The organism is Nocardioides acrostichi (assembly GCF_015319165.1).
Taxonomy (GTDB): Bacteria; Actinomycetota; Actinomycetes; order Propionibacteriales; family Nocardioidaceae; genus Nocardioides; species Nocardioides acrostichi.
Genome location: NZ_JADIVZ010000007.1, coordinates 61,456 through 87,218, shown reverse-complemented (window position 1 = coordinate 87,218; position 25,763 = coordinate 61,456). Strand labels below are relative to the sequence as shown.

Genomic DNA, 25,763 nt, shown 5'->3' with positions numbered 1-25,763 from the left:
CTGAGAGAGCGCCGTGGGCGAGACTGGCGTGGTGTCCTCGGTGACCTCGCTGCTGCTCGCGCTGGCGGGTCTGCTGCTCGTCAGTGGCACCACGGTCGCGGTGCTGCGCCTCGACGGCGTGGCGCTGGGGCTGCTGCCGGTGCGCGCGCTGCTGCGGGCCACCCTCCAGCTGAGCGTCGTCGCGCTGGTACTGCGTGGCGTGCTCGCGGCTCCGCTGACCGTGCTGGCGTTCGTCGCGCTGATGCTGCTCACGGCGTCGATCACCTCGGGTGGTCGGCTGCGCGAGCTGCGCCACGGGCGGCGGCTGGCGACGCTGGCGATCGTGGTCGGCGCAGGGCCCGCGATCGGGTTGGTGCTGGCCCTGCGGCTGGTGCCGCTCGAGCCGCGCTACGTGGTGGCCGTCGGCGGCATCCTGGTCGGCAACGCGATGTCGGCCTCCACACTCGCGGGGCGTGGCTTCCTGCGCACCACGCGCGTGCGGTCGGGTGAGATCGAGGGCTGGCTCGCACTCGGCGCGACCCCGGTCGAAGCCCACCGCGACATCGGGCGCGAGGCGGTGCGTGATGCCGTCGTCCCGTCCTTCGACCAGACCCGGTCGACCGGGCTGGTGACCCTGCCGGGGGCGTTCGTCGGTGCGTTGTTCGGTGGCGCGAGCCCCGTCGAAGCGGCTCAGTTCCAGCTGGTGGTGCTCGCAGGCATCGGCCTCGCGATGAGCATCACCGCCGTCACGTTGACCCGCCTCGCGGGCCGCAACCCGCAGCTCCCGGCGGCCCTCAGCGGGCCAGGGGGAGCCTGACGCCGAGGCAGGCACCCTGGTGTGACTCCTCGACCGTCACGTCGCCGCCGACGCTGCGGGCGACCCGCCGTGCCAGGGAGAGTCCGAGACCGGACCCGGTGGTGCTGGCGCCCGGGGTGAACAGCCTCGCCGCGACGGTCGGATCGATGCCCGGACCGTCGTCGCCGACCAGCACCATGGCGGTGTGCGCGGAGCCGTCGTCGACCCGTGAGTCCAGCGTGACGTGCTCGGCGTGGCGCAGGGCGTTGTCGAGCAGGGGTGACAAGGCACGCACCGCGACCGTGGTGGGCACCGCCAGGGTGAGGGTCGCGGGCACCCGGACCTCGACCCGCGACCAGTCGTCGCCGACGGATGCGCACAGGGCGGCGGTCAGGTCGGCGCCGGTGCAGCTACCGCGGGTGGCGCCCTGGCGGGCGAGCTCCAGCAGCACGGTGATGGTGTCGCTCATCGTGCGACACGCCGCCACGATGTCGTGCACGTCGGTCGCGATCTCCGGGTCGAGATCCTCGCGGAGCGCCATCAGGTCGGCCGTCGCGCGGGCCGCGGTCAAGGGCGTGCGCAGTTCGTGGGCGAGCTCGGCGGTGAGTCGCTGCTCGGTGCGGATGGCGCGGGCCACCTTCTCCAGCAGGTCGTCGAGGGTGTGCCCCAAGGCCCGGATCTCGTCGGTGGGAGGCCCGAGGTCGAAGCGCCGGGTCAGGTCGTGCTCGCTCCACTCCTCGGCCGTGATCGCCATCTGGTGCACCGGCTGGAGCGCCCGTCGGGTGATCCAGGCGGCGAGGGCGATGGCCAGCGCGACCATGACGAGGCCGGCGGCGATCGAGACGGCGAGAGCGTCGTGCTCGTCGTCCTCGTAGGGGCGCAACGGCTCCGCGACGACCACGACCCCGGCTCGACCGCCCTCGGTGGTGAAGGGGCGTGAGGTGACAGCCCACTCCTCGTCCACCTCGCGGGTGCCCTCGGACTCGCTGTCGGAGTAGCGGGTGAAGGCCTCGCTCAGGGAGGGCGGCACCGTGCCGGCCACCGGCGCTCGGGCGGCGTCGTAGACCACGACCCCCGGGTCGAGTCGTTGGTCCGGCACCTGGATCGAGCCCTGGCCGCTGGCCTCGCGGGTCGCGGAGATGACCGCGCTCGCGCGCTCGTCGAGCACCTGGGTGACGGCGCTGGTCGAGGCACGCTCGACCATCAGGCCGACGACGCTGACGAGTGCGATCGCGACGAGGGCCGACGCGGCGCCGGTGGTGAGCACCAGGCGCCGCCGCAGCGAGCCCGCGCTGGCGGCGGTGAGCCGGGGAGAGAGCCGGATCATCGGGGCGAGGTGGTGAAGCCGACTCCGCGCACGGTCTCGATCACGGTCGGCGACTCGATCTGGTCGAGCTTGGAGCGCACCCGGCGGATGAAGGAGTCGATCGTGTTCTCGCTGACATGTGCGCCGTCGGGCCACGCGGCGGCCACGACGCTGCGACGGCGTACGACCTCACCGGGGCGGCTCACGATGGAGGCGAGCATGCGGAACTCGGTCGGCGTGAGCAGCACCTGGCCGTGCTCGGTCCGGGCCGCGTGGGCCACCGGATCGAGGGTGAGCCCACCCGCGTCGGTGGGAGGCACCCCGCGCCGCGCGAGGGCGTCGACCCGGGCCAGCACCTCCTTGATCTCGAACGGCTTGACGACGTAGTCGTCACCGCCGGCGGCGAAGCCGGCGAGCAGGTCGTGGGTGCCGCCGAGGGCCGTGAGGAACAGGACGGGCGCCCGCTGGCCAGCCGACTGGAGCGCCGCGACGACGTCGCGACCATCGGCGTCGGGGAGTCCGATGTCCATCACGACGACGTCGATGCCCTGGTCCGGCCCCAGGGCCACCAGAGCCTCGCGGCCGTCGTGGGCGGTGACGACCTCGTGTCCGGAGCCTCGCAGGGCGCGCACCAGCACACGGCGGATGGGCTCGTCGTCCTCACAGACACCGATGGTCGCCATGACGAAGGAGACCCGCGTCAGCCGGCGTCGCCGTCGGTGTCGCCGCCGGACGCCGAGCTGTGCACCTGGTAGTACCACACGGCCTTGGCGCCGGAGTCGCCCACGCGGTAGACCTGCACGCCGGCGGCGACGGCTGCGAGCACCGCAAGCACCGCGAGCACGGTGGGCAGCAGGGTCGAGCCGGTCTCGCCGGCCGAGGCCGCACGTCGGGCCACGAAGACGAGGGCGGCGACGAGGACCAGCAGCGGGATGGCGAACCAGATCATCTGGTCGCCCTTCTCGGCGTGGTCGTAGGCGGGCTCACCGACGTGCTTCTCGAGCGCCTCGCCGCTGGAGGTCGCGACCGGGATCAGAGCGGTCGCCACCACGGCGAAGGCGAGCACGAGGGGCCCGTAGCTGACGCGCCACGCGGGGCGCACGGCGATGAGGATGGTGCCCAGGATGGTGAGCGGCAGCAGCACCACCACGGCGTGCACGACGAGCGGGTGGACGGGGATGCCGTTGATGAGGTCGAACATCGGGAGGACTCCTCGAAGGGTCAGAGACGATCGTGTCGTCGTGACGTGTCACGCTAACGGTCGCGGGTTCCGCCTGCCGACAACCTGACCGGCGGGCACTCGCTCCAGCACCTGGACGGCGCCGCTGGTGAAGACGACCCGGTAGCGGCGCGCCACGATCTGGTCGGCGGTCGTGGCGTCCAGGCCCCAGCTGCCGAGGCTGTCGCCGACGCGCACGAGCCAGGTCGGCGCGCGGGGCGAGCGGAGCAGGTGGGTGAAGTGCGTCAGCTGCGGATCGCGCACGCGCACCGGCAGGCTCCACAGGTACGGGTAGGGACTCGCGAGGCCGGCACCGTCGAGCACTTGCGGGCCGCCGAACGCGACCACGCCGGTGTCGCCGGGGCGATCGTGCTGGCGGAGGTAGTCGATGGTCAGCGCGACATCGCCCGGTAGGTGGGGCGGGTCGGCGGCGGCGACGCCGACGCCCACCACCGCGGAGCACGTGAGCGCCGCGACGACGATCGTCGGCGCACGCCACCGGGCCCGCTGTGCCGGCCGACTCCCCAGGCCCTCGCGCGCGGCTCGCCCGGCGAGTACCCACGCCACTCCCGGCACCAGACCCACGAGGTAGTGATGCCAGTAGCTGCCACCCGCGGCCACGGCCACGGCCTCCCATGCCAGCACCACCCAGGGCAGCGGATCGCGCCACGGCACGGGCAGGAGGAGCAGCACGAGGGGCAGGCCCGCCAGCACCGCGGCGAGCAGCAGTCCTTGTGCGCGGTGGTCGGTGGCCTGCGACGCCTGCTCGGCGATGACGCCGGACGCGTGCAGCCGGAAGGTCACGGCGGCGTGCCACAGCTGCACCGGCTCGGTGCCGCGCGAGGCCGCCCACCCGACGGTTGCGCCCGTGGCCGCGGCCGCGCCGGTGAGCACGCCCCCCGCGAGCACCGCGGCCCGACGACGCGTGCCCGACGTGCGGAGCAGGGCCAGCGTCACCACGCCGGAGGCGAGGAGCACGTCGACTGCGTTCTGCTTGACCAGGGGGCCCATAGCGCCGACAGCGCCCGTCGCCACCGCCAGCCACCACCTCGCGCGGCCGCGCTCGGCCCGGATCGCCTCACCGAGCAGCACGAGCCCGAGCAACAGTGCGGGCAAGGTGAACAGCTCACCGTCGACGATGAAGGAGTCCAGCCGCGGATTGGCCAGCAGCGCCGCGGTCGCGGTCGCCGTCGCGGGTACGGCCCACCGGGAGCCCGGCGCAGTGCGCCACGCGAGCAGGGCGGCCAGCAGCACGCTGACCACCGCGGTGGTCAGTCCGACCGCGCGCAGGGCGGTCGGCGTCCCACCGAGGGCGCCGGCCAGGTGGTCGGCGAGGCCGTAGGGCACGAGCAGCAGTGGTGGCCGGTCGACCCAGTAGTCGCCGTAGAGGCTCGAGCCGGGTGCCCACTGGCGCGCCAGCATCGAGAAGCCGGCCTCGTCGTTGGAGAGCGGGACGCCGAACAGCGGCAGCCTCCCGGCCACCACGAGCACGACCGGGAGCAGCACGCCTGCCGCGCGTTCGAGCCTGGTGGCCACCACGAGCGACATTGTGCGCGATCGCGCCTGACCCGCACCTGATCGGCGCCCGGCCGCCGTCGTCCGCGGTGCCCGCCCGATGCATGAGTCAGCAACCGAGTCGTGCGCGGAAGGTTGCTCACGCACCGCCTTGGCGGGCACCGGGCACGGTCACCGAACGGGAGTCAGCGGGTGGATGCCCACCTCGCCGGCGAAGGCGTCGCCGGCCTCGGCGAACGCAGTCGCGATGTGCGGGCTCTGCATGTGCGCGTCCAGGGCCTCCTGACCGGTCCACTCCTCGATCGTCACGAAGGTGCCGGGCGCGGCCGCGGACTCGAAGAGGTCGTAGGCCAGGCAGCCCTCCTCCTCGCGGGTGGCGGCGACGAGCGTGGTGAAGACGCCGCGCAGGCGCTCGACCTCCTCGGCCTTGACGGGGATGGTCGCGATGACTTTCAAGGTGCTCATGGTGCGAACCTAGCCCGGTGAAAAGGTCGAGGGAACCATCCGCTCGTCGGCTCACGTCGTAACGCCGTGGACACCCAGGAGGAGGCCGCCTACGCCGCGTTCGTCGACGCGTCGTGGCGCGACCTCGTGCGCGCCGCCGTGTTCCTCGGTGCCGACCCGCACGAGGCGCAGGATCTCGCCCAGACCACCCTGGTGCGCTGCTACGACAAGTGGGCGCAGGTCGACGGCGCCGAGCGCCGCGAGGCCTACGTCTACCGGATGCTGGTCAACGCCTTCCGTGACAATCGCCGCTCGCGGTGGTGGAAGCAGCGCAGCGAGGCCGACCCTGCCGACCACCTCGACGACCATCCCGCGCGCGACCGCACCGACCAGGTGGCAACCGCCGACGCCGTGCACCGGGCGTTGGCCGGACTCTCGAAGACCCAGCGCGAGGTGGTGACGCTGCGCTACTTCGTGCAACTCAGCGAGGCGCAGACCGCCGCCGCGCTCGGTGTCCCGGCCGGCACCGTGAAGAGCCGCCTCTCCCGCGCCCTGGCCGCATTGGCCCGCGACCGGCACCTCCTCGACATCGGAGACCCCTCATGAGCGACCTCGAGAACCTCTGGAACGACCTGGACGCCGGTAGCCCGCCGACCGCTGAGGTGCTGCGCTCCGCTCGGCGCCGGCGGCGCGCCCGGAGGCTGCGACCCCTGGTCGCCGTCGGCGCCGTGGCCGCGTTGAGTGCCGCGTTCGTGGCCGGGGGGCAGCTCACCCGCCCGACCTCGGACGACGGGCCGGTCGTCGGCGGGACGACTCCGGTGACCGACCTGGCGCCGGTGGCCTTCCACGCCGACCTCCAGCCGGCGGATTCCTGCGGCGATCTGCTCGCCACCTACCGCCAGCGCGCGCTGGGTCTGGTGGGGCCCTACGGCTGGGATGGCCAGATGTCGCCGTACCTTCACCGGCTCTACCCGGCTGCAGAGCTCGCCGACAATGCGCGGGCCCCGGCCCCCACCACCGCGCAGCAGGGCATGGCCGACGCAGGCTTCGGCGTGCAGCGCCGCACCGCCAGCGGCACGGGCACCAACACGCAGGAGGCCGCGGTCGACGAGCCCGACACCGTCAAGACCGACGGGTCGTTGCTGGTGCGACTGCGCGGCAGCCAGCTGGTCGCCTACGACGTGACCGGCGAGCACGTGAAGCGGCTCTCGACGCTGCCCGTCGACGGCGTGCGCGAGGGCGAGCTGCTGCTCGACGGTGAACCGGGCAGCGAGCGCGTGCTGGTGATCGGTGCCGATCCGACCAGTCCCCGCGACCCGATGACCGGCGAACGACGCGGCAGCCGGGTGCTGAGCGTCGACCTCTCCGACCCGACCGAGCCGGCGATCACCGACGAGGTGACCTACTCGGCCCGGGTCGAGGCGGCGCGGCAGACCGGCGCGGCGGGCGAGGGCGTCGTCCGGCTCGTGCTCGACAGCGGGCTGCCCGACCTCGACTTCACCCACCCGCACCGCGGGGTCACCACGAAGCAGGCGGCCGAACGCAACCGTCGCGCCGTGCGGCGCAGCACGCTGGCCGACTGGCTGCCGACCTATAACGCGGGCAACGCGGGCAACGCCCGAGGCGGCAGGGCCGACCTGCTCGACTGCGACACGGTCGCCGTCCCGCAGCGCGAGGTGCCGCTCGACACCACCACCGTCGTCACGTTCGCCACGGCCGACCCGGCCGCTCCGCGCGCATTCGGGCTGGCCGGCGACACGACCATCAGCTACCAGTCGGCCGATGCCCTGTTCCTCGCCTCCAGCGGGGGAGGAGGGGGCGGCTGCTTCGGCTGCCCGATGATCGACACGATCCGCCCCGTCAGCGGTGGCACGACCTACCTCTTCGAGTTCGACCTGACCGACGACCAAGCCGTGAGTGTCGCCTCGGGTGAGGTCGAGGGGACCATCCGCGACCGTTGGTCGATGGACTACTCCGGCCACGAGCTGCGCGTGCTCGTGCGTCCGTCGTCGGAGACCGCGCGCACGAACTCGATCGTGCTCTTCCACCGCCGCGACGACCGGCTCGTCGAGACCGGGCGGCTCGACGGCGTGGGTCACCGCTTCGAGGAGGTGAGGTCGGTGCGCTGGCAGCGCAACCTCGCGCTCGTGGTCACCTACCGCCAGGTCGACCCGCTCTACGTGATCGACCTGCGCGGCAAGAACCCCAGCATCCACTCGGAGTTGACGCTGCCCGGCTACTCCGGCTTCCTCCAGCCGTTGGGTCGGTTCCGCCTCGTGGGGGTGGGCGAGGGTCCGCGACCGAAGGCGGACGGCGGGGGCTGGGGCGCGCAGCTCGGTCTCTTCGGTGTGCACGACCTGAGCGAGGTGAAGCCGCTCGACACCATCCACTACGCCCGCAACACCTATCCGCAGGCGGAGTCCGACCCGAGGGCGCTCACGTGGCTGCCCGAGCACCGGACCGTCGTCACGCTCATCCGGCACGGTGACACCGGGTACCTCTCGATCGACGAGCTCGCCGACCAGCGGTTGCAGCACCGCATGCTCGAGGTCGAGCACGGCTCCGACGTCGCGGCGGTGCGAGTGATCGGTCTGCCCGACGGCAAGGTCGCGCTCGTCACCGGCGAGGACGTGCGTTTCCTGCGGCTCGACTGAACGCCGCCGGTCACTGCCAGACGCCGAAGTCGGAGGAGCGGACGCCGCACCCCAGATCGAAGCGCTGGCCTCGGCGCAGGTGCAGGGCGACATCCCCGTCGGCCAGCGAGATCTCGATGCTGCGTATGGGCCGTCGGGGGTGCCGACAGCTCGTGTCGGTCTCGACCACCAGCGTGGCAGGGGCACCGCCTGGCGCGAGGGTGTCGAGCCGGACCATGGGGAAGGACGAGCCCGCCTCGGCGCGGACGTCGCCGCCCGCGGTGGTCGTGACGGTCACGGCGTCCGGGGATCGGGGGAGTCGGCAGGGCGTCTCACCGGTCGGCGTCACCCGCACCAGGTGCGCGAGGTGGCCGCCGGCTCCCTCCTGGCCGGCGAGGGTCACGCGGAGCTCGGAGGACGTGCAGGACGCGGTCGCACGGGCCGTTGCGGGTCTCGGCGCCGGTGGTGGGTCCGCGTGACTCGTGCACGCCGCCACTGCGGGCAGCACGAGCAGGGTGGTCACCACGCGTCGCATGTGCATGAGACGCCGCCGGGGCGCCAGGGGTTGCGGTCACACCGGCCCACCAGGGTGTTCACATCGAACGCACAGTCAGTATCGCCACGGTGGTCCCATCGGCAACCGACACGCCGTGACCCCGAGACCGAGAGGCCACGACATGAGCAACTCACCCGTTCCCGACCCGTCCCCGCAGGGGCCCGCGTACGAGGGCCGGCTGCTCCCGCGCCCCGACGACGAGGTGATCGACCAGGGGGCCGGCTTCGATGCGACGACGATCCTCAGCCGCCGCCGGATCCTCGGCATGGTGGGTCTCGGGGTCGGCGGTCTCGCGCTCGCGGCGTGCGGCAGCTCCGACACCAAGGTCATCGACGCCGGCTCCTCGACCAGCGCGTCGTCCGGTGCGGGCGGCGCGGGCTCCACGAGCGAGGGGGAGATCCCCGAGGAGACCAACGGCCCCTACCCGGCCGACGGCACCAGCGACCTCAACGTGCTCACCGAGTCCGGCATCGTGCGCAGCGACATCACCACCAACCTCGACGGCTCGGGCGCAGTGGCCGGCGTGCCGCTGGCGCTCACGTTCAAGCTCATCGACATGGCAGGAGACGACGCGCCTTTCGAGGACGCGGTGCTCTACGCCTGGCAGTGCAATGCGCAAGGCGAGTACTCGATGTACACCTCGGGCGTCGAGGACGACACCTTCCTGCGCGGCATGCAGGTCGCCGACGCCGACGGCGAGCTGACGTTCCAGACCATCGTGCCCGGCTGCTACCAGGGCCGCTGGCCGCACATCCACTTCGAGGTCTACCCCGACCTCGACTCCGCCACCGACGTCTCGAACGCGATCGCGACCTCGCAGCTCGCCTTCCCGCCGAAACTGCTCGAGCGCGTCTACCAGCTCGACGCGTACGCCGGCTCCACCGAGAACCTCGCCGGTGTCGGCACGAAGATCTCCGACGACGGTATCTTCGGCGACGGCGACTGGAAGCTCGAGGTGCCGACCTTCACGGGCAACCCGACGAAGGGCTACACCGCGACCCTCGACGTGGCCATCGACACCACCACCGACTCGAGCTCGGGTGGCACCGGCGGTGCGCCCGCCGGGTCATCGAGCGGGGACGCCGGTGGCCCGCCTCCGGGCGGGGGTACGCCGCCGTCGGGTGCACCGGAGGGCACGCCGCCGGGTCAGTGACCCGAGCAGGAGGCGCAGCGGCCGAAGAGCTCCACGACGTGCGTCACGTCGGTGAAGCCGTGGTCCTGTGCGGCCTGCGTCGCCCAGCGCTCCACGCTGGGGCCTTCGATCTCGACCGTCAGCCCGCAGTCGCGGCAGATCAGGTGATGGTGGTGGGCGGTGCCGCACATGCGGTACATCGCCTCGCCCTCGTCGGTGCGCACGGTGTCGACCTCGCCGGCGTCGGTCATCGCCTGGAGCGTGCGGTAGACGGTCGCTAGGCCGATCTTCTCGCCGTCCGAGCGCAGGCCGTCGAAGAGCTGCTGGGCGCTGGCGAAGGAGTCCGAGGAGGCCAACCGGTCGCGCACGAGGCGGCGTTGCGGGGTGTCGCGGCGCGGTTCGGACGTGGCGGACGACACGGGCTCGGACATGTCGGCGATGCTAGCCGGGCGGCAGCGCTGGGCTAGGGTGGAACCACAGTTCGCACCGGTTCCCACCGCGAGCTGTCCGCGCGTCCCCCGGCCTCGGCAGGGGTACAGCAGCAGCGTCACGACCTGCTCCGCGCGTCGCCGTCCCGCAACCTGCGGGCCCGACGGTTCGGTGGGACACCCGATCGATTGCGACCTCTCTTGTCTTCCTTCAGCGACCTCGGCGTGCCCGCGCGCCTGGACTCCGTGCTCTCCGGTCTCGGTATCACCGACCCCACCCCCATCCAGGCGGCGACGCTGCCCGACGCCCTCGCCGGGCGCGACGTGCTCGGCCGCGGCCGCACCGGGTCGGGCAAGACCTTCGCCTTCCTGCTGCCGCTGGTGGCCCGCCTCGAGGGTGGACGACGCGCGCAGGCCACCCGGCCCCGCGCGCTCATCCTGGCCCCGACGCGCGAGCTGGTCGGCCAGATCGACGACTCGCTGCGCCCGCTGGCCCAGGCGGCCGGTCTCTCGACGCGCACCGTGTTCGGCGGCGTCGGCCAGAACCCGCAGGTGCAGGCGCTGCGCCGCGGTGTCGACATCGTCGTCGCCTGCCCCGGCCGGCTCGAGGATCTCATCGGCCAGGGCCACTGCTCGCTCGCCGACGTCGAGATCACCGTGCTCGACGAGGCCGACCACATGGCCGACCTCGGCTTCCTGCCCGGCGTGCAGCGCCTCCTGCGGGCCACGCCGGACGCCGGCCAGCGACTGCTCTTCTCGGCCACCCTCGACCGCGGCGTCGACAAGCTTGTGCGCGAGTTCATGCGCAAGCCGGTGACCCACGAGGCCGACTCCGCCCAGTCGCCGGTGGCCACGATGACCCACCACGTGCTGCACATCGACCACGAGCACCGGCTGCCGATCCTGGTCGACCTGGTCAGTGCGCCGGGTCGCACCGTGGTGTTCACCCGCACCAAGCACCGCGCCAAGGCGCTGGCCCGCCAGCTCAACCGCGAGGGCGTGCCGGCCGTCGAGCTGCACGGCAACCTCGGCCAGAACGCCCGCACCCGCAACATGGACGCCTTCCACTCCGGCCAGGCGACCGCGCTGGTGGCCACCGACATCGCGGCCCGCGGCATCCACGTCGACGATGTGTCGCTCGTCGTGCACGCCGACCCGCCGACCGAGCACAAGGCCTACCTGCACCGCTCGGGGCGCACCGCCCGCGCCGGCAACGAAGGCACGGTCGTGACGCTGATGACCTCCGAGCAGCGCCGCGACGTGCAGCAGCTCACCAAGGCCGCCGGCATCAAGCCGACGACCACGCGCATCGCCGGCGCCTCGCACGCCGTCCTCGCCGAACTGGCGCCGGGGGAGCGGTCGCGGCCCGGTGCGTTCGTCGCGCCGACCCAGCAGGCCACCCAGAAGAGTGGCCAGAAGTCGGGTCAGAAGAGTGGCCAGAAGTCGGGTCAGAGGAGTGGCGGTGCGCCGAAGTCCGGCCCGAGGTCGCGGGGCAACGAGCCGGGCTCGACCAAGCCCGGTGGTGGCTCCCCGCGCAAGCGCAATCGTCGCCGCGGCGGCAACGGTGGCGGCGCACCCCAGGGTGGCCAGGGTGGCCAGGGCAACGGCGGCAACCGCTCGCAAGGCGGCAACCGCAGTGGCCGGTCGCGCAGCGGTGCCTCGTCGGCGTCGTCCCAGCGCGGCCACAGCGCCGCGTCGTTCAGCCGGGGTCGCTGACGCGCGACCGCATGCGCGGGATCGCCTCTTCCAGACGGGGCAGGTCGTTGTCGATGACCGCCTAGATCACGCCCGGGTCCGTGGCCAAGTAGTGGTGAGCGAGAAGATCCCGCATACCGGCGATGTCGTCGAGAGCGCCGGCGTCGGAGCGCTTCATACGGCGATCCGGTCACGGGTCGCACGCGCCCGAACGCGCTCCTCGAGGCCTGGGCGAGGAACCAGGTCGACGTGCACGCCGAGCAGATCCTCGAGCTCGTGCTGGATCCCGATGATGTCGATGAGGCTGGTTCCTTGGCGGAGGTCGGCCCGGCGAGTGACGTCGTGGCAGCCCCGCCTGAGTCGCGGCGTCCGTCTCGAGCAGGAGCGCGTGGACTGGGCATGGGCCCTGAGTCGTCTGAGGCAGTAACCTCCCGTCGTGGCAGGCCGCGCGTACCCGGAGCTGCTGGAGCGTGAGCGCCAGCTGGAGGTGCTCGCTGCACTGTGCGACTCGGTCGCCGCCAGTGGCGCGCCGACCGCGGGAGGCGGCGGCCTCGCCGTCGTCGTCGGTGCCCCTGGTGTGGGCAAGACGACGCTGCTGCGGCGTGCGGCCGAGCTCGGCCGCGAGCGCGGCCTGGCCGTGGCCACGGCCACCGCGGGGCAGTTGCGCGGGAGCCAGCCCTACGACCTGGTGCGACGACTGCTCGACCGACACCTGATGGCGCTCGGCGGCGAGCAGCTCGAACGTCTGCGGCAGGGCCCCGCCCGGTTCGCCCTCGCCGTGGTGCTCGGCGACGCCAGCACGGCCCCGCCGGTCGACGACGTGGCGTTCAGCCTGTTCTGGCTGCTCGACGCCCTCGCCGCGCGAGGGCCGATGGCCCTGATCCTCGATGACGCGCAGTGGGCCGACGAGCCCTCGCTGCACCTCATGGCCTCGCTCGCCCCGCGACTGCACGATCTGCCCGTCGTGGTCGTGGTGGCCACTCGTGAGGTCGCCGCGATCGACCGGGGGCCCGCGCTGGCCGAGCTCCTGACCGACGGGGACGCCGTGCGCGTGCGACTCGCGCCGCTCTCGCCCGACGCCGCGGGCCTGCTGCTCGAGCGACGGTGGGGGCGCGAGGTCGTGCCCGAGGTGGCCGCTGCGGCCCACGCGGCCACCGACGGCAACCCGTTCCTGCTGGTCGCGCTCAGCGAGTTGCTCGATCCCGATCAGGTGCCGACCGCAGCACAGGTCGAGGCGTGCGTGCCAGACGACGTCGTCGACGCCGTGGTGGCGCGGCTGGGCGCGATGTCGCCCGCATCGCGCACGCTCGCCGAGGCGGTGGCAGTGCTCGATCTGGCCCCATGGCACGTGGCCCTCGCCCTGGCCGGTCTCTCGCCCGAGGTCGGTGCGAGGGCAGCCGATGCCCTGCGCCGAGCCGCCCTTTTCGCCGAGGGTGCCGCGCCGGCGTTCCGGCATCCGCTGTTGCGTGCTGCCGCCTACGCCTCGATCGAGCGCGGCGCCCGTGACGCCCTGCACCGTTGCGCGGCCGCACTGCTCGCCGAGAGCGACCCCCAGGGTGCGGCAGCGCACCTGCTGCACAGCCAGGGTGTGCGCGACCCGGCGGCCGTGCAGATCCTGCGCCTGGCCGCCGACCAGGCGTTGGCCGACGGTGCCCCTGCGCAGGCGATCGCGCTGCTCGAGCGGGCTATCGCGGAGCCGCCGACGGCCGCGGTGCTGGCCGCGGTGCTGGTCGAGCTGGGGCTGGCCCAGCTCCGGGCGGTCGACCCGCGCTGTGTCGACACCCTGCGCCGGGCCGAGGAACTGACGTCCGACCCGGGCGAGCGGACGCGTGTCGCGGAGGCGCTGGCCTCGGCGTACGCCTACGCCGGCTTCCACGAGCTGGCTGCCGACACCTTCGAGCGCGCCTTGGCCGTGGTGGGCGGCGCCGACCCGGAGGCCGATCTCGTGCTCGAGGCCGGTCTGGTCTCCTCGAGCCTCATGGTGCCCGAGCGCGTCGCGGCGGCGCGGGCGCTGCTGGCCCGCCGTCCCGCGGTGGCCGGAGCCACCCGCGGCGAGCGGCTCTTCGCCATCCAGCAGATGAGCGATGCGGCCGGTATCGGTCGACCTGCCTCGGAGATCCGGCGGCTCGCCCACCTGGCCATCGGGCCGTGGGACACCCCCGAGCAGTCACCGGAGACCACGGAGTGGGTCTGGGCGCGGCACATGCTCTCGGCGCTGGGCGACTACGAGGAGGTGCGGCGTCTCACCGACGAGGGATTCGCGAAGGCGGCGGCATCCGGCTCGACCGTGGGCCTGGTGACGACCAGCTTCGTGCGCGGGTTCGCCGAGTGCTGGGGCGGACGGTTCGTCGAGGCCGAGGAGCACTTCCGCGCACTGCTCGACCACGGCGCCTCCCTCAACGGCGGCATGCTCGCGCGCATCCTGGGCAGCGGCGGACTGGCGCACTGCCTGGCCATGCAGGGCCGGGTGGAGGAGGCGCTGGAGGTGCTCGAGCCGTTTCCCGAACAGCTGCCGGCCGACGCGCCCGCCAACGGCGCCGCCACGTTGTGGATCGGCCGCGCGGTGGCGCGCGAGGCGAGCGGCGACCACGCCGGAGCACTCAGCGCGGCCGAGGCGGTGCGCGACCTCGTGCGGCGCATCGATGTCGACACCCCGACCTGGGCGCCGTGGCGGGTCTACGCGATCCCTGCGCTGCTCGGCCTCGGTCGGGTGGAGGAGGCGCGGGCGATGGCCGCGGAGCACCTCGCGCTGTGCGAGCGCTCCGAGGTGGCGCCCCTCATCGGCGAGGCGCTGCGGCTGAGCGGACTCGTCGCCTCGGACGCCGACACGGCGATCGCGCTGCTCGAGCGCGCCGTCGAGGTGCTGAGCGCCTCGGAGAACCGGTTCCGCGAGGGGCTGGCCCGGGTGGCGCTGGGGTCACTCCTGCGGCGCCGCGGACGCCGGGTCGAGGCGCGCACCCAGCTCACCCAGGGCGCCGAGCTGCTGGTCGCCGCGGGGGCGACCGGCCTGGCGGCGCAGGCGGACGCCGAGCTCGCCGCCGCGGGAGCGCGGCGAGCCCGTCGTCCGGTCTCCGGGGCGGCCTCGCTCACCGTGAGTGAGCGCCGGGTCGTCGAGCTGGCGGCCCAGGGACTGCGCAACCTCGAGATCGCCCGCCGCCTCGTCGTCAGCCCCAAGACGGTCGAGACGCACCTGACCCGCAGCTACCGCAAGCTCGGCATCACCTCGCGCGAGGAGCTGGCCGGCGCGCTGTCGCTTGCCGCTCAGCTCGACGTGGCGCAGAGCCCGACCAACGTGTAGTTGTTGACGGTCCCGGCCAGGTTGCGCACCCGCACGCCGACCTTCTGCGGCAGGCCCCCGGCGTTGTAGACGTACTTCGGGGCGCCGATGAGGTTGTCGTGGTTGTCGCTGGGGGAGAACGCCCACTCGAGGATCACCTTCGAGCCGCAGTCGACCCAGGTGGTGGTCTGGGCGTTGCCGACCACCGAGTCGGCCACGGTGACCTTCGAGAGGCCGAGCACCCCGCTGGGCCCCTGCGGACCTTGCGGGCCCTGCGGTCCGGTGGAGCCCTGACCACCCGTGGCGCCCGTCGCGCCCGTGGCGCCGGTGGCTCCCTGGGGGCCCGCAGGCCCGGCGGGACCGGTAGCACCGGTCTCGCCGGTCTGACCCCGGAGCGAGGCGCGGGCTGCGTCGGAGAGGTCGGCGGCGCTGAGCGATCCGTTCTTCACGTGCTTGCTGACGATGGCGTTCTTGGCGATCTGGGCGCCGGTGATCTTGCCGGCCGCGAAGGCCGTGCCGCTCGTGGCGACGACCAGCGCGAGGCAGGCGACGACGAACGACGGCGTGATGCGTGACTTCATGTGGGTTTCCTCCCTCAGATGTGACTCGATCGTCGGGCGGGTGCGCGTGCGGGGGCGTCAGGGTCGGACCCTGAATGTTGGCGTCTCCGTTGGTGTGCGGGAGTGACGGGGTCACCCGTTTCGTGTGGAGACTCCTCGCGTCGAGCGTGGATCGTGCAGGTGAATTCGGGGCCAGAGGCATCGAAGGTGTCAGCCCGTACATGTTCCGCCGCACCGTCGCGACGGTGTTCAACGAGCAGGTGAACCCGCTGACTGCCGAGCTCCTCGACCAGGCGTCCGCCCGGGAGGACGAAGGCGGGGCACCGTGAGTGCCACGGCAGTAGTGTCACGATTCCGTGATACTTCTGCCATGGCCGGGAAGACGCTGGCGCGTAACGAGCTGTGGGACATCGCCACCACACAGCACGGCTTCGTGACCGCTCGGCAGGCCACCGAGATCGGGATCGACAAGCACGCGCTCTAGATGCTCGTCCACAGGGGCACGCTCGAACGGGCCGCCCACGGCGTCTACCGGTTCCCGCAGTACCCGGTCGGAGAGCACGACAACCTCATGCTCGCGGTCCTGTGGACGCGGGTGCCCGAAGCCGCGTTGTCGCACGAGACCGCCCTGGACGTGTCCAGCATCAGCGACGTGCACCCCAACCGCATCCACCTCACCGTCGGCAAGCGCCGCCGCTTCCGCAGGGCGGGTGGAGACGACTACGTCGTGCACTACGAGGATCTCGCCCCCAAGCAGATCGGCTGGTGGCAGGAGATCCCCACGGTCACGCCGGCGACGGCCATCGCCCAGTGCCTGACCTACGGCACGCCGACGTACCTGCTGCGCCAGGCGATCGAGCGCGGCCACGCGCAGGGTCACCTTCAGGCAACCGAGCGCGACGAGCTCGCGGCAGCGTTGGAGGCTCGCCGTGAGCGATGAGCACCTCGGCTCACGGCTGGCCGCACTCCTCCGCACGCTGAAGCCGAAGACCAAGGAGCCGATCTCGGCCAAGGTTCTCAACACTTGGATCGCCCAGGCCGAGGGCAAGCTCGGCAACGAGGCGCGAGGCGGTCGACTCGGCTGGCTCGTCGCGTCGTCCGTGGCGATCGCGGCCGTGCAACGAGCCATCGATGCCGAGGGCCGGAACTTGTTCCTGCCCAAGGGTGGCACCCTGCTCCAGCACCGGCTGCCGGCCACGGCTCGCACCACGAAGGACGTCGACGGGCTGATCCGCGGCGACCTCGATCGATTCATCTTCGCCTTGGACGAGGCGCTCGACGAGCCATGGGGGCCGCTCACACTTCGCCGCGGCGAGGTCGAAGTGGTCAACGTGCCGACCAAGATCATCAAGCCGCGTCGCCTCTGACATCATCCTTGAACTCCGAGGTGTGACCTGGCGCCGCATCCGGTTCGAGGTGTCACCCGATGAAGCCGGCGTGAGCGATGAGCACGAGACCATCGAACCGCCACCGCTCGCCGGCTTCGGGCTGCCCGACCCCGATGCTCTCGTCGGAATCGCGATGCGCTTCCAGATCGCCTTGAAACTCCACGCTGTCTCTGACCCACACGAGCCGCCGGACTCGATCAACGACCGCGCGTGACGTCGTCGACCTCCTCCTGCTCCGCGACCTCGCCGCCTCGACCAGGAGCCCGGCACTGGCCGAGATCCGGGAGGCCGCGATGGCCGTGTTCACCGCTCGGGCCGATGAGGCGGTCCAGCTCGGCCTCGCGACTCGTGCTTGGCCTCCGACCCTCGTGGCTCATCCACACTGGGCCGACGACTTCGTCCGAGCCGCCACCTCCGGCGATGTCGCACTGTCTCTCGACGAGGCGAGGGCAGCGGAGGAGGCCGAGGAGAGCAGCGACCCGAACGAGCCGTTGCCGCCCCATGTCAAGGTCACGCGCGGCAGGTCGAGGGCTGACGGAGACTGACGCTGCTCAGGGAAGTCCGGCGCGGTCGAACTCCTGCTGCAAGCGCGGACGACGCCGGTGGAGCTCGCGCAGGTCCGCGATGAGGGCGTTGACGTCGGGTGCCTTGTCGGACCCAGCGCTGAGCTTCCGCATCTTCGCCAGCTTCCGCGCTGCCAGTCGGTAGTGCTGGGCGCCGGCCTCGACCAACTCGTTTTCGACGAGGCGCTGGTGGATCGGGAGCGTGGCGATCGGGTCGACCTTCTCGTAGGCCTTCACCAGCTCGCTCCAGGTGTGGTCGCTGTCGAGCGCCAACGAGTGCGCAAGGTTCCACGCGAACTCCGGCTCCTTCAAGGTGAGCAGTGCGAACAGGACCGCGTCCCGCGGACTCGCTGCGAGAGTCGCCACGACCTCGTCGCGATAGGCCGGCCAGGACTTGCCCGCCGCCTTGTGCAGCCGCGCCGCCGAGGTCGACGAGGGCCACTTGCGGAATACCGAGAGCCGCGCGCTGAGCGCCTCGGCTGGCCGATGCGCCTCCAGCAGCCCGCACCAGTAGTCCGCCGCCTTGAGCGACTGGTGCCCACGGTCGAAGTCGGTCGCTTGCTTGGCCCAGTCGATGGCGTGGTCGATCTCGCCGATCTCCTCGAAGGCTTCGGCCGTGTCCTCCAGCCAGGCCGCGACCTTCCGGTCCTTCGCGTGGGTCCGGATGATGGCGTCGATGTCGTGGTCGAGGACGGCCAGCCGTTGGGCGTTCCAGTCCAGCGTGAACCACTCATGTGAGTGCCCCGACGTCCATCGATCGTCTTCCGATGGGCGGGGACCGAGGCTCGCCTCGACCTCGGCGAGGCGCTTGCGGTAGGCCTTCATGCCGGTATCGCCGAGGGCCGGCGCGTAGGCAACGGGGTCGAGCTCGAAGTAGTCGACCTCGTCGTCATCGAACTGGAACTTCATCATCCAGTCGATCAGCTTCGCGACCGGCGTCTTGGCAGCGGCCGCCGCCCTGGGGTGGAGTTCTAGTAGGCGACGACAGGCATCGCCGATGATGCCGCTGGAATCATCCGCCCGGGCGATCACCTTCAGCGACGACGCCAGCGCCTTGTGCGTGACCGAGTAGACCTCTGCAGGCTCGGTCCTGGGGATCGCGGCCTCAAGGATGTCGATCGCCTCGTGCATGTCTCGGCCGTGCGCGTTCGCGGCGCTGTACCGGTGAAGGTCGGACCGCGTGCGAATCAGCGGGAGTACGGCGTCAGCCAGGGTGCTCACGCGCGTCATTCTTCCCTTCCACCGTCCACTACCGACACTTCAGCCACCTTCCTGCTCTATTCCGTCCTCATATTGCTCTTCGCCTTCTTCTTCCTCCTCCTCCACCTGCTGCTGTCTTCTCTCCTCACACCGACCCACCTTCCCTTCACGCTTCTTGCAACCGAGGCCGAGACCTCCGCCCGTCCACTCTGAGTTGACGCCCGCCAACCGGTCCCGCCCGCACACCTACCTCCTGGATGGAGGTGGTCGCGGTGACCGTCACGATCAAGTCGATGCGCGCCGGGCAGGGGGTCGATTACCTGCTGCGCACGGTCGCGGCGGGCGGCGGGGACAGGTTCCCGCGGGATCCGCTGACGCGCTCTTACGCCGAGGAAGGCGCCCCACCCGGCTACTGGCTCGGCTCCCGATTCCGCACCTACAAGCAGCACGCGACGGGCAAGCCGTCGCTGCACCACCCGACCGTTGCAGAACTCGACGTCGACTATCAGGTCTGGCTCCAGCAGCCGCAGGAAGGCCGCGTTCGCACGCGGCTCGCGGGCGGGGCCGTACGGTGGCGACATGACCGTCCTGCTGGAGGCGCTGGGCCGCGAGATCCCCGCGGAGCGGCTGGTGACCGACCCCGACGTGGTCGCCTCGCTCTCGCACGACGAGGCGGAGTGGGCGCCGGTCGAGCCCGCCGCCGTGGCGCTGCGGGCGCGCAGCGAGGCCGAGGTGGCGTACGCCGTCGGCGTCTGCGCCGAGCTCGGCGTCCCGGTGGTGCCCCGCGGGGCCGGGACGGGCCTCTCGGGTGGCGCGAACGCCGTCGCGGGCTGCCTCGTGCTCGACCTCGCGCGGATGAACGCGGTGACCGAGATCGACGTCGACAACCTGGTGGCGCGGGTGCAGCCCGGCGTCGTCAACGACGACCTCAAGGCCGCCGTCGCCGAGCACGGCCTCTGGTACCCGCCCGACCCGGCCAGCGCGCCGTGGTCGACGATCGGCGGCAACGTCGCCACCAACGCCGGGGGGCTGTGCTGCGTGAAGTACGGCGTCACCCGCGACTACGTGCTCGGCCTGCGCGCCGTCATGGGCGGGCCCGCCGGCTACGGCAGCGTGGTCGAGCTGGGGCGGCGGACGGCGAAGGGCGTGGCGGGCTACGACCTCACGGCGCTGATGGTGGGCTCCGAGGGCACCCTCGGCGTGGTCACCGAGGCCACGCTGCGGCTGCGCCCGGCCCCGCGCGGGCTGCCGCGCACGGTCGTCGGCGCGTACTCCAGCCTCGTCGACGCGGGCACCGCGGTGGCCGAGGTGACCCGGCGCGGCCTCACCCCCTCGGCCCTCGAGTTGCTCGACCGTCGCTGCCTCGAGGCGGTCGAGGACTGGAAGCACCTCGGACTCGAGGCGGAGGCCGAGGCGCTGCTCCTCGCCCGCGTCGACACCCCGGGCGCGGGTGGGGACGACGAGGCGCGGGCCGTCGTCGACGCGTTCGGCGTCGGCGACCCGCTGTTCGCCCTGGTCTCCACCGACGACGACGAGGCCGAGGCGCTGTTCGCGGCCCGCCGGCTGGCCTACCCGGCCTTGGAGCGGCTAGGCCCGGTGCTCACCGAGGACGTCTGCGTGCCGCGCTCGACCGTGCCCACCATGCTGGCCCGGCTCGTGGACATCGCCGCCCGGCACGGGGTCACGATGGCCACCATCGCGCACGCCGGCGACGGCAACCTGCATCCGCTGCTCATCACCCCGCCCGGCGACGACGTCGCCCGCGCCGCCGCCCAAGAGGCATTCGAGGAGATCCTCGACGCCGCCATCGAGCTGGGCGGCACGGTCACCGGCGAGCACGGGGTCGGCCTGCTCAAGCGCGACGGCATGCGCCGCGAGCTGGACCCCCTCGCCATCGAGGTGCAGCGTGCGATCAAGCGCACCCTCGACCCCCTCGACGTCTTCAACCCCGGCAAGGTGCTCTGACTCCCTCGCGGCGAGGACGGCGGTGCGTCGGGTCAGTGGACGGCGCCCGCCCAGCCCGCGAGGAACCGGGCGACGGCCTCGGCGCCGGGGTCGACCACGCCGTCGAGATCCTCCGGGCGCAGGTAGCTCGAACGGCCGGCGATGGTGCGGGTGACCGAGGCGGTCGTGTCGGCGCCCTCGCGACCCGCGCGGGCCGCGGCGACGGCGTCGCCACCGTCGGCGAGGGCTTGGCGGGCGGGGGCGAGGGCGTCGAGCAGGGTGCGGTCGCCGACGTGGGCGCCACCGTGCTCGGTCACCCGCTCGATGCCGGCGGCCAGGGCGTCGGCGAGAGGAGCGTCGTCCGCGAGACGGGCGGCGGTCGCGGTGGCGAGGATCGAGAGGACCACGCCGCTCGAGCCACCCATGGTGCGCGCGACGACGGCCGCGAGCTCGGTGGCCAGCCGGTCGGGGGATCCGGTGGAGAGTCGGTCGGCGTCGAGCGCCTCGAGCACGCCCCGGGCGCCGGCCTCGAGGGTGGCGCCGGCGTCGCCGTCCCCGACCCGCGCGTCGAGGGCGTCCAGGTCGGCGCGCGCGTCCACGACGGCTTGGGCCCCGGCTCGCAGCGCGGCCGCGACGGCGTCGTCGCGCTCACCGGTACCCCACTCGGGCTCGTCGGCGGGCCGCGGAGTGAAGGTGGTGATGGGTCGAGGGTGCTGGACGGCCGGCCAGTCCGGGACGCCGACCGGGCTGGTCAGCGCGGCGTCACGTTCTTCGCTCCACACAGCGAGGGTCACCGAGAAGCCGTGCATGTCGACCGACGTCATGAGCGGCGCGGGACCGACGAGGAGGCGCAGTCGGTCACCGAGGGCGGTGAGCAGCTCCCCGGCGAGCACGGTGAGCTCCTGGGTGGAGCACGAGCCGGTGTCGTTGAGCAGGGCGACCAGGGGCGTCTCGGGGCCATGACGCTCGTCGACCACGGCGAGGAGGGGCTCCAGCACCTCGCTCATCGCCTCGTGTGCGCCGGCGGGGTCGATGGCGCGGGCGCCGGGCTCGTTGTGGATGCCGAGCCCGAGCTCGGCCGTGCGGCGCTCCTCGCTCTGCCCGGGCAGCAGGGCCGAGGTGAGCGAGAGGCTGAGGGTGGCGACGTCGTCGGCGATCGCACGTGCCGCGGTGGCGACCTCGGAGAGCGGCGCGCCGGCGCGCGCGAGGTCGCCGGCGACCTTGTGCACGAGCACGGTGCCGGCGAGCCCACGGGGTTGCGGGTTGTCAGGCAGGGCGATGTCGTCGGCCACGAGCACGACCTCGACGGCGAGCCCCTCGGCGCGGGCGCGCTCGGCGGCGAGCCCGAAGTTGAGCCGGTCGCCGGTGTAGTTCTTCACCACCAGCAGACACCCGCCGGTGCCGGTGACCTCGCGGATCACCGCCAGCACCGCCTCGACGGACGGAGAGGCGAAGAACGCCCCGCACACCGCAGCCGTGAGCAGGCCGTCGCCGACGAGGCCGGCATGCGCCGGCTCGTGCCCGGATCCACCGCCGGAGACCACCGCCACCCTTCGCGGGTCGTGGTTCTCCGCCACGACGGCCTGCACGCCGTCCCCGTCGCTGCGACGCAGCGGCCGGCACGATGCGAGCGCGTCGAGCATCTCGGCGACGGTGTGCTGGGGATCGTTGAAGAAGCGCGAGGTACTCATACCGCGAACCTAGTGGGGCGCTCAGCCGCCCGTGGGGGCTCCCCGATCGAGCTCGTGCGCGGTGCGGACGCCCGACCACCGGTCGAGATCCCCGGCGAGGTCGAGCCGCTCGATGGGGGCGGAGTTCTCGAAGGCTCCCCACTCCTCGCGCGGCAGCATCCACATGACCTCGAACTCGTTGCCGTCGGGGTCCGCGGCGTAGACGCTCTTGGTGGCGCCGTGGCTCGACTCGCCGGTCAGAGCCCCGAGCTCGGCCAGGGTGACGCGGGCCCGATCGAGATCGTCGAGGGTGTCGACCTGCCAGGCCAAGTGGTAGAGCCCGATCGCGCCGCGGGGCCGCGGCGGCTGCGTGCCGACGCCGAAGAGGCCGAGGTCGTGGTGGTTGCCCGAGAGCGGCAACCGCAGGAAGGCGGCGTTCGCCCGGGGCTCGCGGGCCACGACCTGCATGTCGAAGGCGGCGGAGTAGAAGGCCAGGCTCCGCTCGAGGTCGGCGACGAAGAGCACTGCGTGGTTGAGGCGTACGGCGGGGACAGACATGGCTCACTCCATCTAGTTCGATATTCAACTAGATCCTAGCGCGAGATGTTCGTCGTGGGCACGGCGGGCTACGACCTCGCGGCGCCGATGGTCGATGCCCGGGGTGGTCGCGTCGCCTGGCGATGTGCGCTGGACTCAGCGGTCGACCAGGCCCGTGACGATGCGGGTGACCCTCTCGGCGTCCTCGGCGGTGATCTCGCCGTTGAGGGCGAGCCGGTGCAGCAGGGTGCCGACCACCAGGTCGACGGCCAGGTCGACCTCGCCCGGCTCCAGGCCCCAGCGGTCGACCAGTCGCTCGGCGACCGGGTCGCGCAGTCGACGGCGCAGTGCGCGCCGCACGTCGTCGTCGACTCCGGCCTCGGCCACCAGGCCGACGAGGAGTCGGCGCACTTCGAGATCGCGCACCCGTTGGGCGAGCCAGTCGACCGCACGGTGGATGTCGTCGGCGGCGTCGACTCCGCCGACGGGCGGCGCGCCGAGGGTCGTCGCGAGCGCGTCGACGGCCAGGGCGCCCTTGGAGGGCCAGCGTCGATACAGCGTGGTCTTGGCGACACCGGCCGTGCGTGCCACGGCGTCGAGGTTGGTACCGGCGTAGCCGTGGGTGGCGACCAGTCGCACCAGGGCGGTCACCACGGCGTCGGAGACGCCCTCGCGGCGCGGCCGCCCGCGAACCGCACCGGTCGACGACGGGGGACACATCGTGGTGCACCTCTCCTTCCCATCGGTTGCTGCGCATCGTATTATCGAAACCATGAGTAGCGCTACCGATAGTATCGAAAAAGGTCGACGCGGCCCTCTCGCGCCCGTTCTCCTGGTCGCGGCCGTGCTGTTGCTGCAGCTGGGATTCATCGCCTCCTACGTCGGTGCGTTCCATGCGCCGGCCGCGCACGACCTCCAGGTCGGCGTCGTGGGGCCGTCCGCGGCCGCCCAAGAGGTGGTGGCGCAGGCCGACGCCCTCGACGGCGACCCGCTGGGGGCCCGCGCCGTCAAGAGCCGGGCCGAGGCCGTGCGGCTGATCGAGCACGATCACCTGGTCGCGGCCCTGGTGATCGACGCCGACGGCAGCACCGATGAGCTGCTGATCGCCTCGGGCGGCGGATCCTCGCTGGTGACCGCCGTCGAGCAGGTCGCGACCAGCGTGGAGACTCAGCAGCAGCGCACCTACACCACCACCGATGTCGTGCCGCTCCAGTCGGGCGACGCCCGAGGCCTCACCGGGTTCTACCTCGTGCTCGGGCTGCTGGTCGGCGGCTACCTGATGTCGGCGGCGCTCGGCGTCATGACCGGCACCCCGCGCGGGGTGCGGGAGGTGGCCTCGAGGCTCGCGCTGCTCGTGCCGCACGCGTTGCTCGGCGGGCTGGGCGGAGCCCTGGTCGTGGACACCTGGCTCGGCGCGCTCACCGGTCACTTCTGGGCGCTCGCGGGCATCGGCGCCCTCCTCGTGCTGGCCGCCTCGTGCGTCACCTTGGCCCTCCAGGTGCTCTTGGGCACGATCGGCATCGGGGTCACGATCCTGCTCTTCGTGGTGCTCGGCAACCCCAGTGCCGGCGGCGCCTACCAGACCCCTCTGCTGCCCGCCTTCTGGCGCGGCATCGGACCGTGGATCCCGAACGGGGCGGGTACCGAGGCGATCCGGCGCATCGTCTACTTCGACGCGGTCGGTGTGGCGCCACGCGTGGCGCTCGTCGCGGGATACGCCGTGCTCGGTGCCGCTGTCGCACTGCTGGGTGCCGCGCTGCGACGTCGCCGCGCGTGACCCGGCTCGCCCGCCCGGTTCACGGCCGTGCTCAGTGCGCCTCCCCGACGAGGGTCGTGCGCGTGGAGCCGACACTGGAGGTCGGACGCCGCTAGCTCAGGCCTCGAGCGTCATGGTCACCGGCGTCAGGCGTCCCGGCTCGATTCGGTCGTCGAGCGCGCGAAGGCCCGCACTCGTCGCCACTGCACCACCAGCAGGAGCCACGCGAGTGGCAACAGCACCCACGCCAAGACGAGCATCACGAAGTTGAAGGTGTCGGGCTGGTCGAAGAGTCTCGAGGTCGCGTTGAGGAGAACCCAGACGAGCAGTGGCGAGATGGCGAGGGGTTGGAGCATCAGCTGCGTCTCGGCCGCCGGAGCCCACCTCCTCGCCACCTCCTGCTGCTCACGGCTCAGGCGCGAGACCCTGCCCAGGGTGATCGCCCGCAGGATCCGGCGGATGTCGGCCTGAGGCGCATCGGTGACCGCGGAGACCCGGCGTGCTGCTGCCAGCCACAGTCCCCAGGAGCCGAGGCCGACGACGCTGGTCGCGACGACCAGCAGCACCGCCCCGCCCGCGAGCAGTCCAGAAGCGATTCCCGACCCGTGGGTCGACACGAGCACCGCGACGGCCGCGCCCGCGCAGAGGCCCGCGACGACGCCGATCCGAGCGCGTCGCAGCAGGGCCGTGTGCACGGCCGCCGGGGCCAGCCGCTCCTCGTCGCCCGGCAGCAACTGCCCGGTGGGGTAGCGACGTGCGGTGGCATCGGCGTACCGATCGAGAGCCACGGTGAGCGCACCCACGACGACGAGGACCACGATGGTCACGAGCAGGGCGGCCACGGGGCGCCACGCGATGAACACGCCGGCCGTCACCAGGCCCGCGCCGACCACCAGTGCCACGAGCGTCAACCGCGACCGCGTGCGGCGCTGACGGCGCCGCCGCTCGGCGTCCTCTGGTCGCACGGAGGCCAGCAGCGAGGCTCGCGTGGTCAGCGTCAGACCCAGCACCAGGAAGCCGAGCAGCGCGACCCCTGGCGCTCCGTGCCGTTCCCGGCTCAGCAGCAGCACGAGCAAGGGAACCAGCGCGACGAGGGCGCCGACCGCGGCGTTGACGACGATGAATCGCAGGTGCATGGCGCCTTTCCGGAGGCAAGCGTGAACGC

General features: G+C 72.6%; 24 protein-coding genes. 11 read left to right on the top strand and 13 right to left on the bottom strand.

What is annotated here, in order from left to right; all coding sequences use genetic code 11:
- The first annotated feature begins 31 nt into the window (after positions 1-31).
- Positions 32-796, top strand: a complete 765-nt coding sequence (locus ISG29_RS13840; protein WP_328829158.1) for an ABC transporter permease — start codon at positions 32-34, stop codon at positions 794-796.
- On the opposite strand, the gene ISG29_RS13835 is transcribed toward ISG29_RS13840, so the two are convergent.
- The 5 genes from ISG29_RS13835 to ISG29_RS13815 all read right to left on the bottom strand — a co-directional run bounded on the left by ISG29_RS13835 (position 774) and on the right by ISG29_RS13815 (position 5,280).
- On the bottom strand, positions 774-2,102 hold the full coding sequence (locus tag ISG29_RS13835; protein WP_194504039.1) for a sensor histidine kinase: 1,329 nt from the start codon (positions 2,100-2,102) through the stop codon (positions 774-776). The two genes, ISG29_RS13840 and ISG29_RS13835, sit on opposite strands and share 23 nt — an antisense overlap.
- On the bottom strand, positions 2,099-2,764 hold the full coding sequence (locus ISG29_RS13830; protein ID WP_194504038.1) for a response regulator transcription factor: 666 nt from the start codon (positions 2,762-2,764) through the stop codon (positions 2,099-2,101). The genes ISG29_RS13835 and ISG29_RS13830 overlap by 4 nt, the downstream gene beginning before the upstream one ends.
- Before the next feature lie 17 nt (positions 2,765-2,781).
- Positions 2,782-3,282 (bottom strand): DUF2231 domain-containing protein, encoded by a 501-nt coding sequence (locus tag ISG29_RS13825; protein ID WP_194504037.1) that lies wholly within the window; start codon positions 3,280-3,282, stop codon positions 2,782-2,784.
- Between the two features lie 48 nt (positions 3,283-3,330).
- Entirely contained in the window at positions 3,331-4,839 is a 1,509-nt protein-coding gene (locus ISG29_RS13820; RefSeq protein ID WP_194504036.1) for a hypothetical protein, read from the bottom strand.
- 147 nt (positions 4,840-4,986) lie between these two features.
- Positions 4,987-5,280, bottom strand: a complete 294-nt coding sequence (locus tag ISG29_RS13815; RefSeq protein ID WP_194504035.1) for a putative quinol monooxygenase — start codon at positions 5,278-5,280, stop codon at positions 4,987-4,989.
- 66 nt (positions 5,281-5,346) lie between these two features.
- Between ISG29_RS13815 and ISG29_RS13810 the strand changes: the two genes are divergently transcribed.
- Both ISG29_RS13810 and ISG29_RS13805 read left to right on the top strand, forming a co-directional pair.
- A complete protein-coding gene (locus ISG29_RS13810) occupies positions 5,347-5,865 on the top strand; it encodes a SigE family RNA polymerase sigma factor (RefSeq protein ID WP_194504034.1) in 519 nt (172 codons plus the stop codon).
- Entirely contained in the window at positions 5,862-7,913 is a 2,052-nt protein-coding gene (locus tag ISG29_RS13805) for a beta-propeller domain-containing protein (RefSeq protein WP_194504033.1), read from the top strand. The genes ISG29_RS13810 and ISG29_RS13805 overlap by 4 nt, the downstream gene beginning before the upstream one ends.
- A gap of 10 nt (positions 7,914-7,923) precedes the next feature.
- Here ISG29_RS13805 and ISG29_RS13800 read toward each other — a convergent pair whose 3' ends face one another.
- The gene (locus tag ISG29_RS13800) at positions 7,924-8,427 is read right to left on the bottom strand and encodes a DUF4232 domain-containing protein (protein WP_235959849.1); all 504 of its coding nucleotides are present in this window, start codon (positions 8,425-8,427) and stop codon (positions 7,924-7,926) included.
- A 142-nt stretch (positions 8,428-8,569) separates the two neighbouring features.
- Between ISG29_RS13800 and ISG29_RS13795 the strand changes: the two genes are divergently transcribed.
- On the top strand, positions 8,570-9,601 hold the full coding sequence (locus ISG29_RS13795; RefSeq protein ID WP_194504031.1) for an intradiol ring-cleavage dioxygenase: 1,032 nt from the start codon (positions 8,570-8,572) through the stop codon (positions 9,599-9,601).
- On the opposite strand, the gene ISG29_RS13790 is transcribed toward ISG29_RS13795, so the two are convergent.
- On the bottom strand, positions 9,595-10,011 hold the full coding sequence (locus tag ISG29_RS13790; RefSeq protein ID WP_194504030.1) for a Fur family transcriptional regulator: 417 nt from the start codon (positions 10,009-10,011) through the stop codon (positions 9,595-9,597). The two genes, ISG29_RS13795 and ISG29_RS13790, sit on opposite strands and share 7 nt — an antisense overlap.
- A gap of 198 nt (positions 10,012-10,209) precedes the next feature.
- Here ISG29_RS13790 and ISG29_RS13785 point away from each other — a divergent pair, with 198 nt between their 5' ends.
- Positions 10,210-11,724, top strand: coding sequence for a DEAD/DEAH box helicase (locus ISG29_RS13785; protein ID WP_194504029.1), 1,515 nt, complete (start codon positions 10,210-10,212; stop codon positions 11,722-11,724).
- Between the two features lie 415 nt (positions 11,725-12,139).
- On the top strand, positions 12,140-15,001 hold the full coding sequence (locus tag ISG29_RS13780) for an AAA family ATPase (RefSeq protein WP_194504028.1): 2,862 nt from the start codon (positions 12,140-12,142) through the stop codon (positions 14,999-15,001).
- Here the strand turns inward: ISG29_RS13780 and ISG29_RS13775 are convergent.
- Entirely contained in the window at positions 14,965-15,561 is a 597-nt protein-coding gene (locus tag ISG29_RS13775; RefSeq protein WP_194504027.1) for a hypothetical protein, read from the bottom strand. The genes ISG29_RS13780 and ISG29_RS13775 overlap by 37 nt on opposite strands.
- A 463-nt stretch (positions 15,562-16,024) precedes the next feature.
- Here ISG29_RS13775 and ISG29_RS13770 point away from each other — a divergent pair, with 463 nt between their 5' ends.
- From ISG29_RS13770 to ISG29_RS13760, 3 genes are all read left to right on the top strand, one after another.
- Positions 16,025-16,480 carry a hypothetical protein gene (locus tag ISG29_RS13770; protein ID WP_207793125.1) on the top strand — a complete coding sequence of 152 codons (456 nt, stop codon included), beginning with the start codon at positions 16,025-16,027 and terminating at the stop codon, positions 16,478-16,480.
- The gene (locus ISG29_RS13765) at positions 16,470-16,907 is read left to right on the top strand and encodes a nucleotidyl transferase AbiEii/AbiGii toxin family protein (protein WP_194504026.1); all 438 of its coding nucleotides are present in this window, start codon (positions 16,470-16,472) and stop codon (positions 16,905-16,907) included. Before ISG29_RS13770 ends, ISG29_RS13765 begins: the two co-directional genes overlap by 11 nt.
- A gap of 70 nt (positions 16,908-16,977) precedes the next feature.
- Positions 16,978-17,142 carry a hypothetical protein gene (locus ISG29_RS13760; protein WP_207793124.1) on the top strand — a complete coding sequence of 55 codons (165 nt, stop codon included), beginning with the start codon at positions 16,978-16,980 and terminating at the stop codon, positions 17,140-17,142.
- 337 nt (positions 17,143-17,479) lie between these two features.
- Here the strand turns inward: ISG29_RS13760 and ISG29_RS13755 are convergent, their stop codons facing one another.
- Complete coding sequence (locus tag ISG29_RS13755; RefSeq protein ID WP_194504024.1) at positions 17,480-18,721, bottom strand: DUF6880 family protein; 1,242 nt, start codon at positions 18,719-18,721, stop codon at positions 17,480-17,482.
- A gap of 549 nt (positions 18,722-19,270) precedes the next feature.
- On the opposite strand from ISG29_RS13755, the gene ISG29_RS13750 reads away from it, so the two are divergent.
- Entirely contained in the window at positions 19,271-20,656 is a 1,386-nt protein-coding gene (locus ISG29_RS13750) for an FAD-binding oxidoreductase (RefSeq protein ID WP_194504023.1), read from the top strand.
- A gap of 32 nt (positions 20,657-20,688) precedes the next feature.
- On the opposite strand, the gene ISG29_RS13745 is transcribed toward ISG29_RS13750, so the two are convergent.
- The 3 genes from ISG29_RS13745 to ISG29_RS13735 form a co-directional block, all read right to left on the bottom strand.
- The gene (locus ISG29_RS13745) at positions 20,689-22,326 is read right to left on the bottom strand and encodes a dihydroxyacetone kinase subunit DhaK (RefSeq protein ID WP_194504022.1); all 1,638 of its coding nucleotides are present in this window, start codon (positions 22,324-22,326) and stop codon (positions 20,689-20,691) included.
- Between the two features lie 21 nt (positions 22,327-22,347).
- Positions 22,348-22,863 carry a VOC family protein gene (locus tag ISG29_RS13740; RefSeq protein WP_194504021.1) on the bottom strand — a complete coding sequence of 172 codons (516 nt, stop codon included), beginning with the start codon at positions 22,861-22,863 and terminating at the stop codon, positions 22,348-22,350.
- 135 nt (positions 22,864-22,998) lie between these two features.
- Positions 22,999-23,562, bottom strand: a complete 564-nt coding sequence (locus tag ISG29_RS13735; RefSeq protein ID WP_194504020.1) for a TetR/AcrR family transcriptional regulator — start codon at positions 23,560-23,562, stop codon at positions 22,999-23,001.
- A 52-nt stretch (positions 23,563-23,614) separates the two neighbouring features.
- Here ISG29_RS13735 and ISG29_RS13730 point away from each other — a divergent pair, with 52 nt between their 5' ends.
- Positions 23,615-24,619, top strand: a complete 1,005-nt coding sequence (locus ISG29_RS13730; protein ID WP_194504019.1) for an ABC-2 transporter permease — start codon at positions 23,615-23,617, stop codon at positions 24,617-24,619.
- 125 nt (positions 24,620-24,744) lie between these two features.
- On the opposite strand, the gene ISG29_RS13725 is transcribed toward ISG29_RS13730, so the two are convergent.
- Positions 24,745-25,734, bottom strand: a complete 990-nt coding sequence (locus ISG29_RS13725) for a hypothetical protein (RefSeq protein WP_194504018.1) — start codon at positions 25,732-25,734, stop codon at positions 24,745-24,747.
- Positions 25,735-25,763: the final 29 nt, after the last annotated feature.

What these genes read in the sequence shown, in the direction of transcription:
- ISG29_RS13790 (WP_194504030.1), bottom strand. Translation starts at nt 10,011, where the DNA reads ATGTCCGAGCCCGTGTCGTCCGCCACGTCCGAACCGCGCCGCGACACC.
- ISG29_RS13825 (WP_194504037.1), bottom strand. Translation starts at nt 3,282, where the DNA reads ATGTTCGACCTCATCAACGGCATCCCCGTCCACCCGCTCGTCGTGCAC.
- ISG29_RS13805 (WP_194504033.1), top strand. Translation starts at nt 5,862, where the DNA reads ATGAGCGACCTCGAGAACCTCTGGAACGACCTGGACGCCGGTAGCCCG.
- ISG29_RS13755 (WP_194504024.1), bottom strand. Translation starts at nt 18,721, where the DNA reads ATGACGCGCGTGAGCACCCTGGCTGACGCCGTACTCCCGCTGATTCGC.
- ISG29_RS13795 (WP_194504031.1), top strand. Translation starts at nt 8,570, where the DNA reads ATGAGCAACTCACCCGTTCCCGACCCGTCCCCGCAGGGGCCCGCGTAC.
- ISG29_RS13745 (WP_194504022.1), bottom strand. Translation starts at nt 22,326, where the DNA reads ATGAGTACCTCGCGCTTCTTCAACGATCCCCAGCACACCGTCGCCGAG.
- ISG29_RS13800 (WP_235959849.1), bottom strand. Translation starts at nt 8,427, where the DNA reads ATGCGACGCGTGGTGACCACCCTGCTCGTGCTGCCCGCAGTGGCGGCG.
- ISG29_RS13730 (WP_194504019.1), top strand. Translation starts at nt 23,615, where the DNA reads ATGAGTAGCGCTACCGATAGTATCGAAAAAGGTCGACGCGGCCCTCTC.
- ISG29_RS13725 (WP_194504018.1), bottom strand. Translation starts at nt 25,734, where the DNA reads ATGCACCTGCGATTCATCGTCGTCAACGCCGCGGTCGGCGCCCTCGTC.
- ISG29_RS13750 (WP_194504023.1), top strand. Translation starts at nt 19,271, where the DNA reads ATGACCGTCCTGCTGGAGGCGCTGGGCCGCGAGATCCCCGCGGAGCGG.
- ISG29_RS13735 (WP_194504020.1), bottom strand. Translation starts at nt 23,562, where the DNA reads ATGTGTCCCCCGTCGTCGACCGGTGCGGTTCGCGGGCGGCCGCGCCGC.
- ISG29_RS13770 (WP_207793125.1), top strand. Translation starts at nt 16,025, where the DNA reads ATGCTCGTCCACAGGGGCACGCTCGAACGGGCCGCCCACGGCGTCTAC.
- ISG29_RS13835 (WP_194504039.1), bottom strand. Translation starts at nt 2,102, where the DNA reads ATGATCCGGCTCTCTCCCCGGCTCACCGCCGCCAGCGCGGGCTCGCTG.
- ISG29_RS13815 (WP_194504035.1), bottom strand. Translation starts at nt 5,280, where the DNA reads ATGAGCACCTTGAAAGTCATCGCGACCATCCCCGTCAAGGCCGAGGAG.
- ISG29_RS13775 (WP_194504027.1), bottom strand. Translation starts at nt 15,561, where the DNA reads ATGAAGTCACGCATCACGCCGTCGTTCGTCGTCGCCTGCCTCGCGCTG.
- ISG29_RS13830 (WP_194504038.1), bottom strand. Translation starts at nt 2,764, where the DNA reads ATGGCGACCATCGGTGTCTGTGAGGACGACGAGCCCATCCGCCGTGTG.
- ISG29_RS13740 (WP_194504021.1), bottom strand. Translation starts at nt 22,863, where the DNA reads ATGTCTGTCCCCGCCGTACGCCTCAACCACGCAGTGCTCTTCGTCGCC.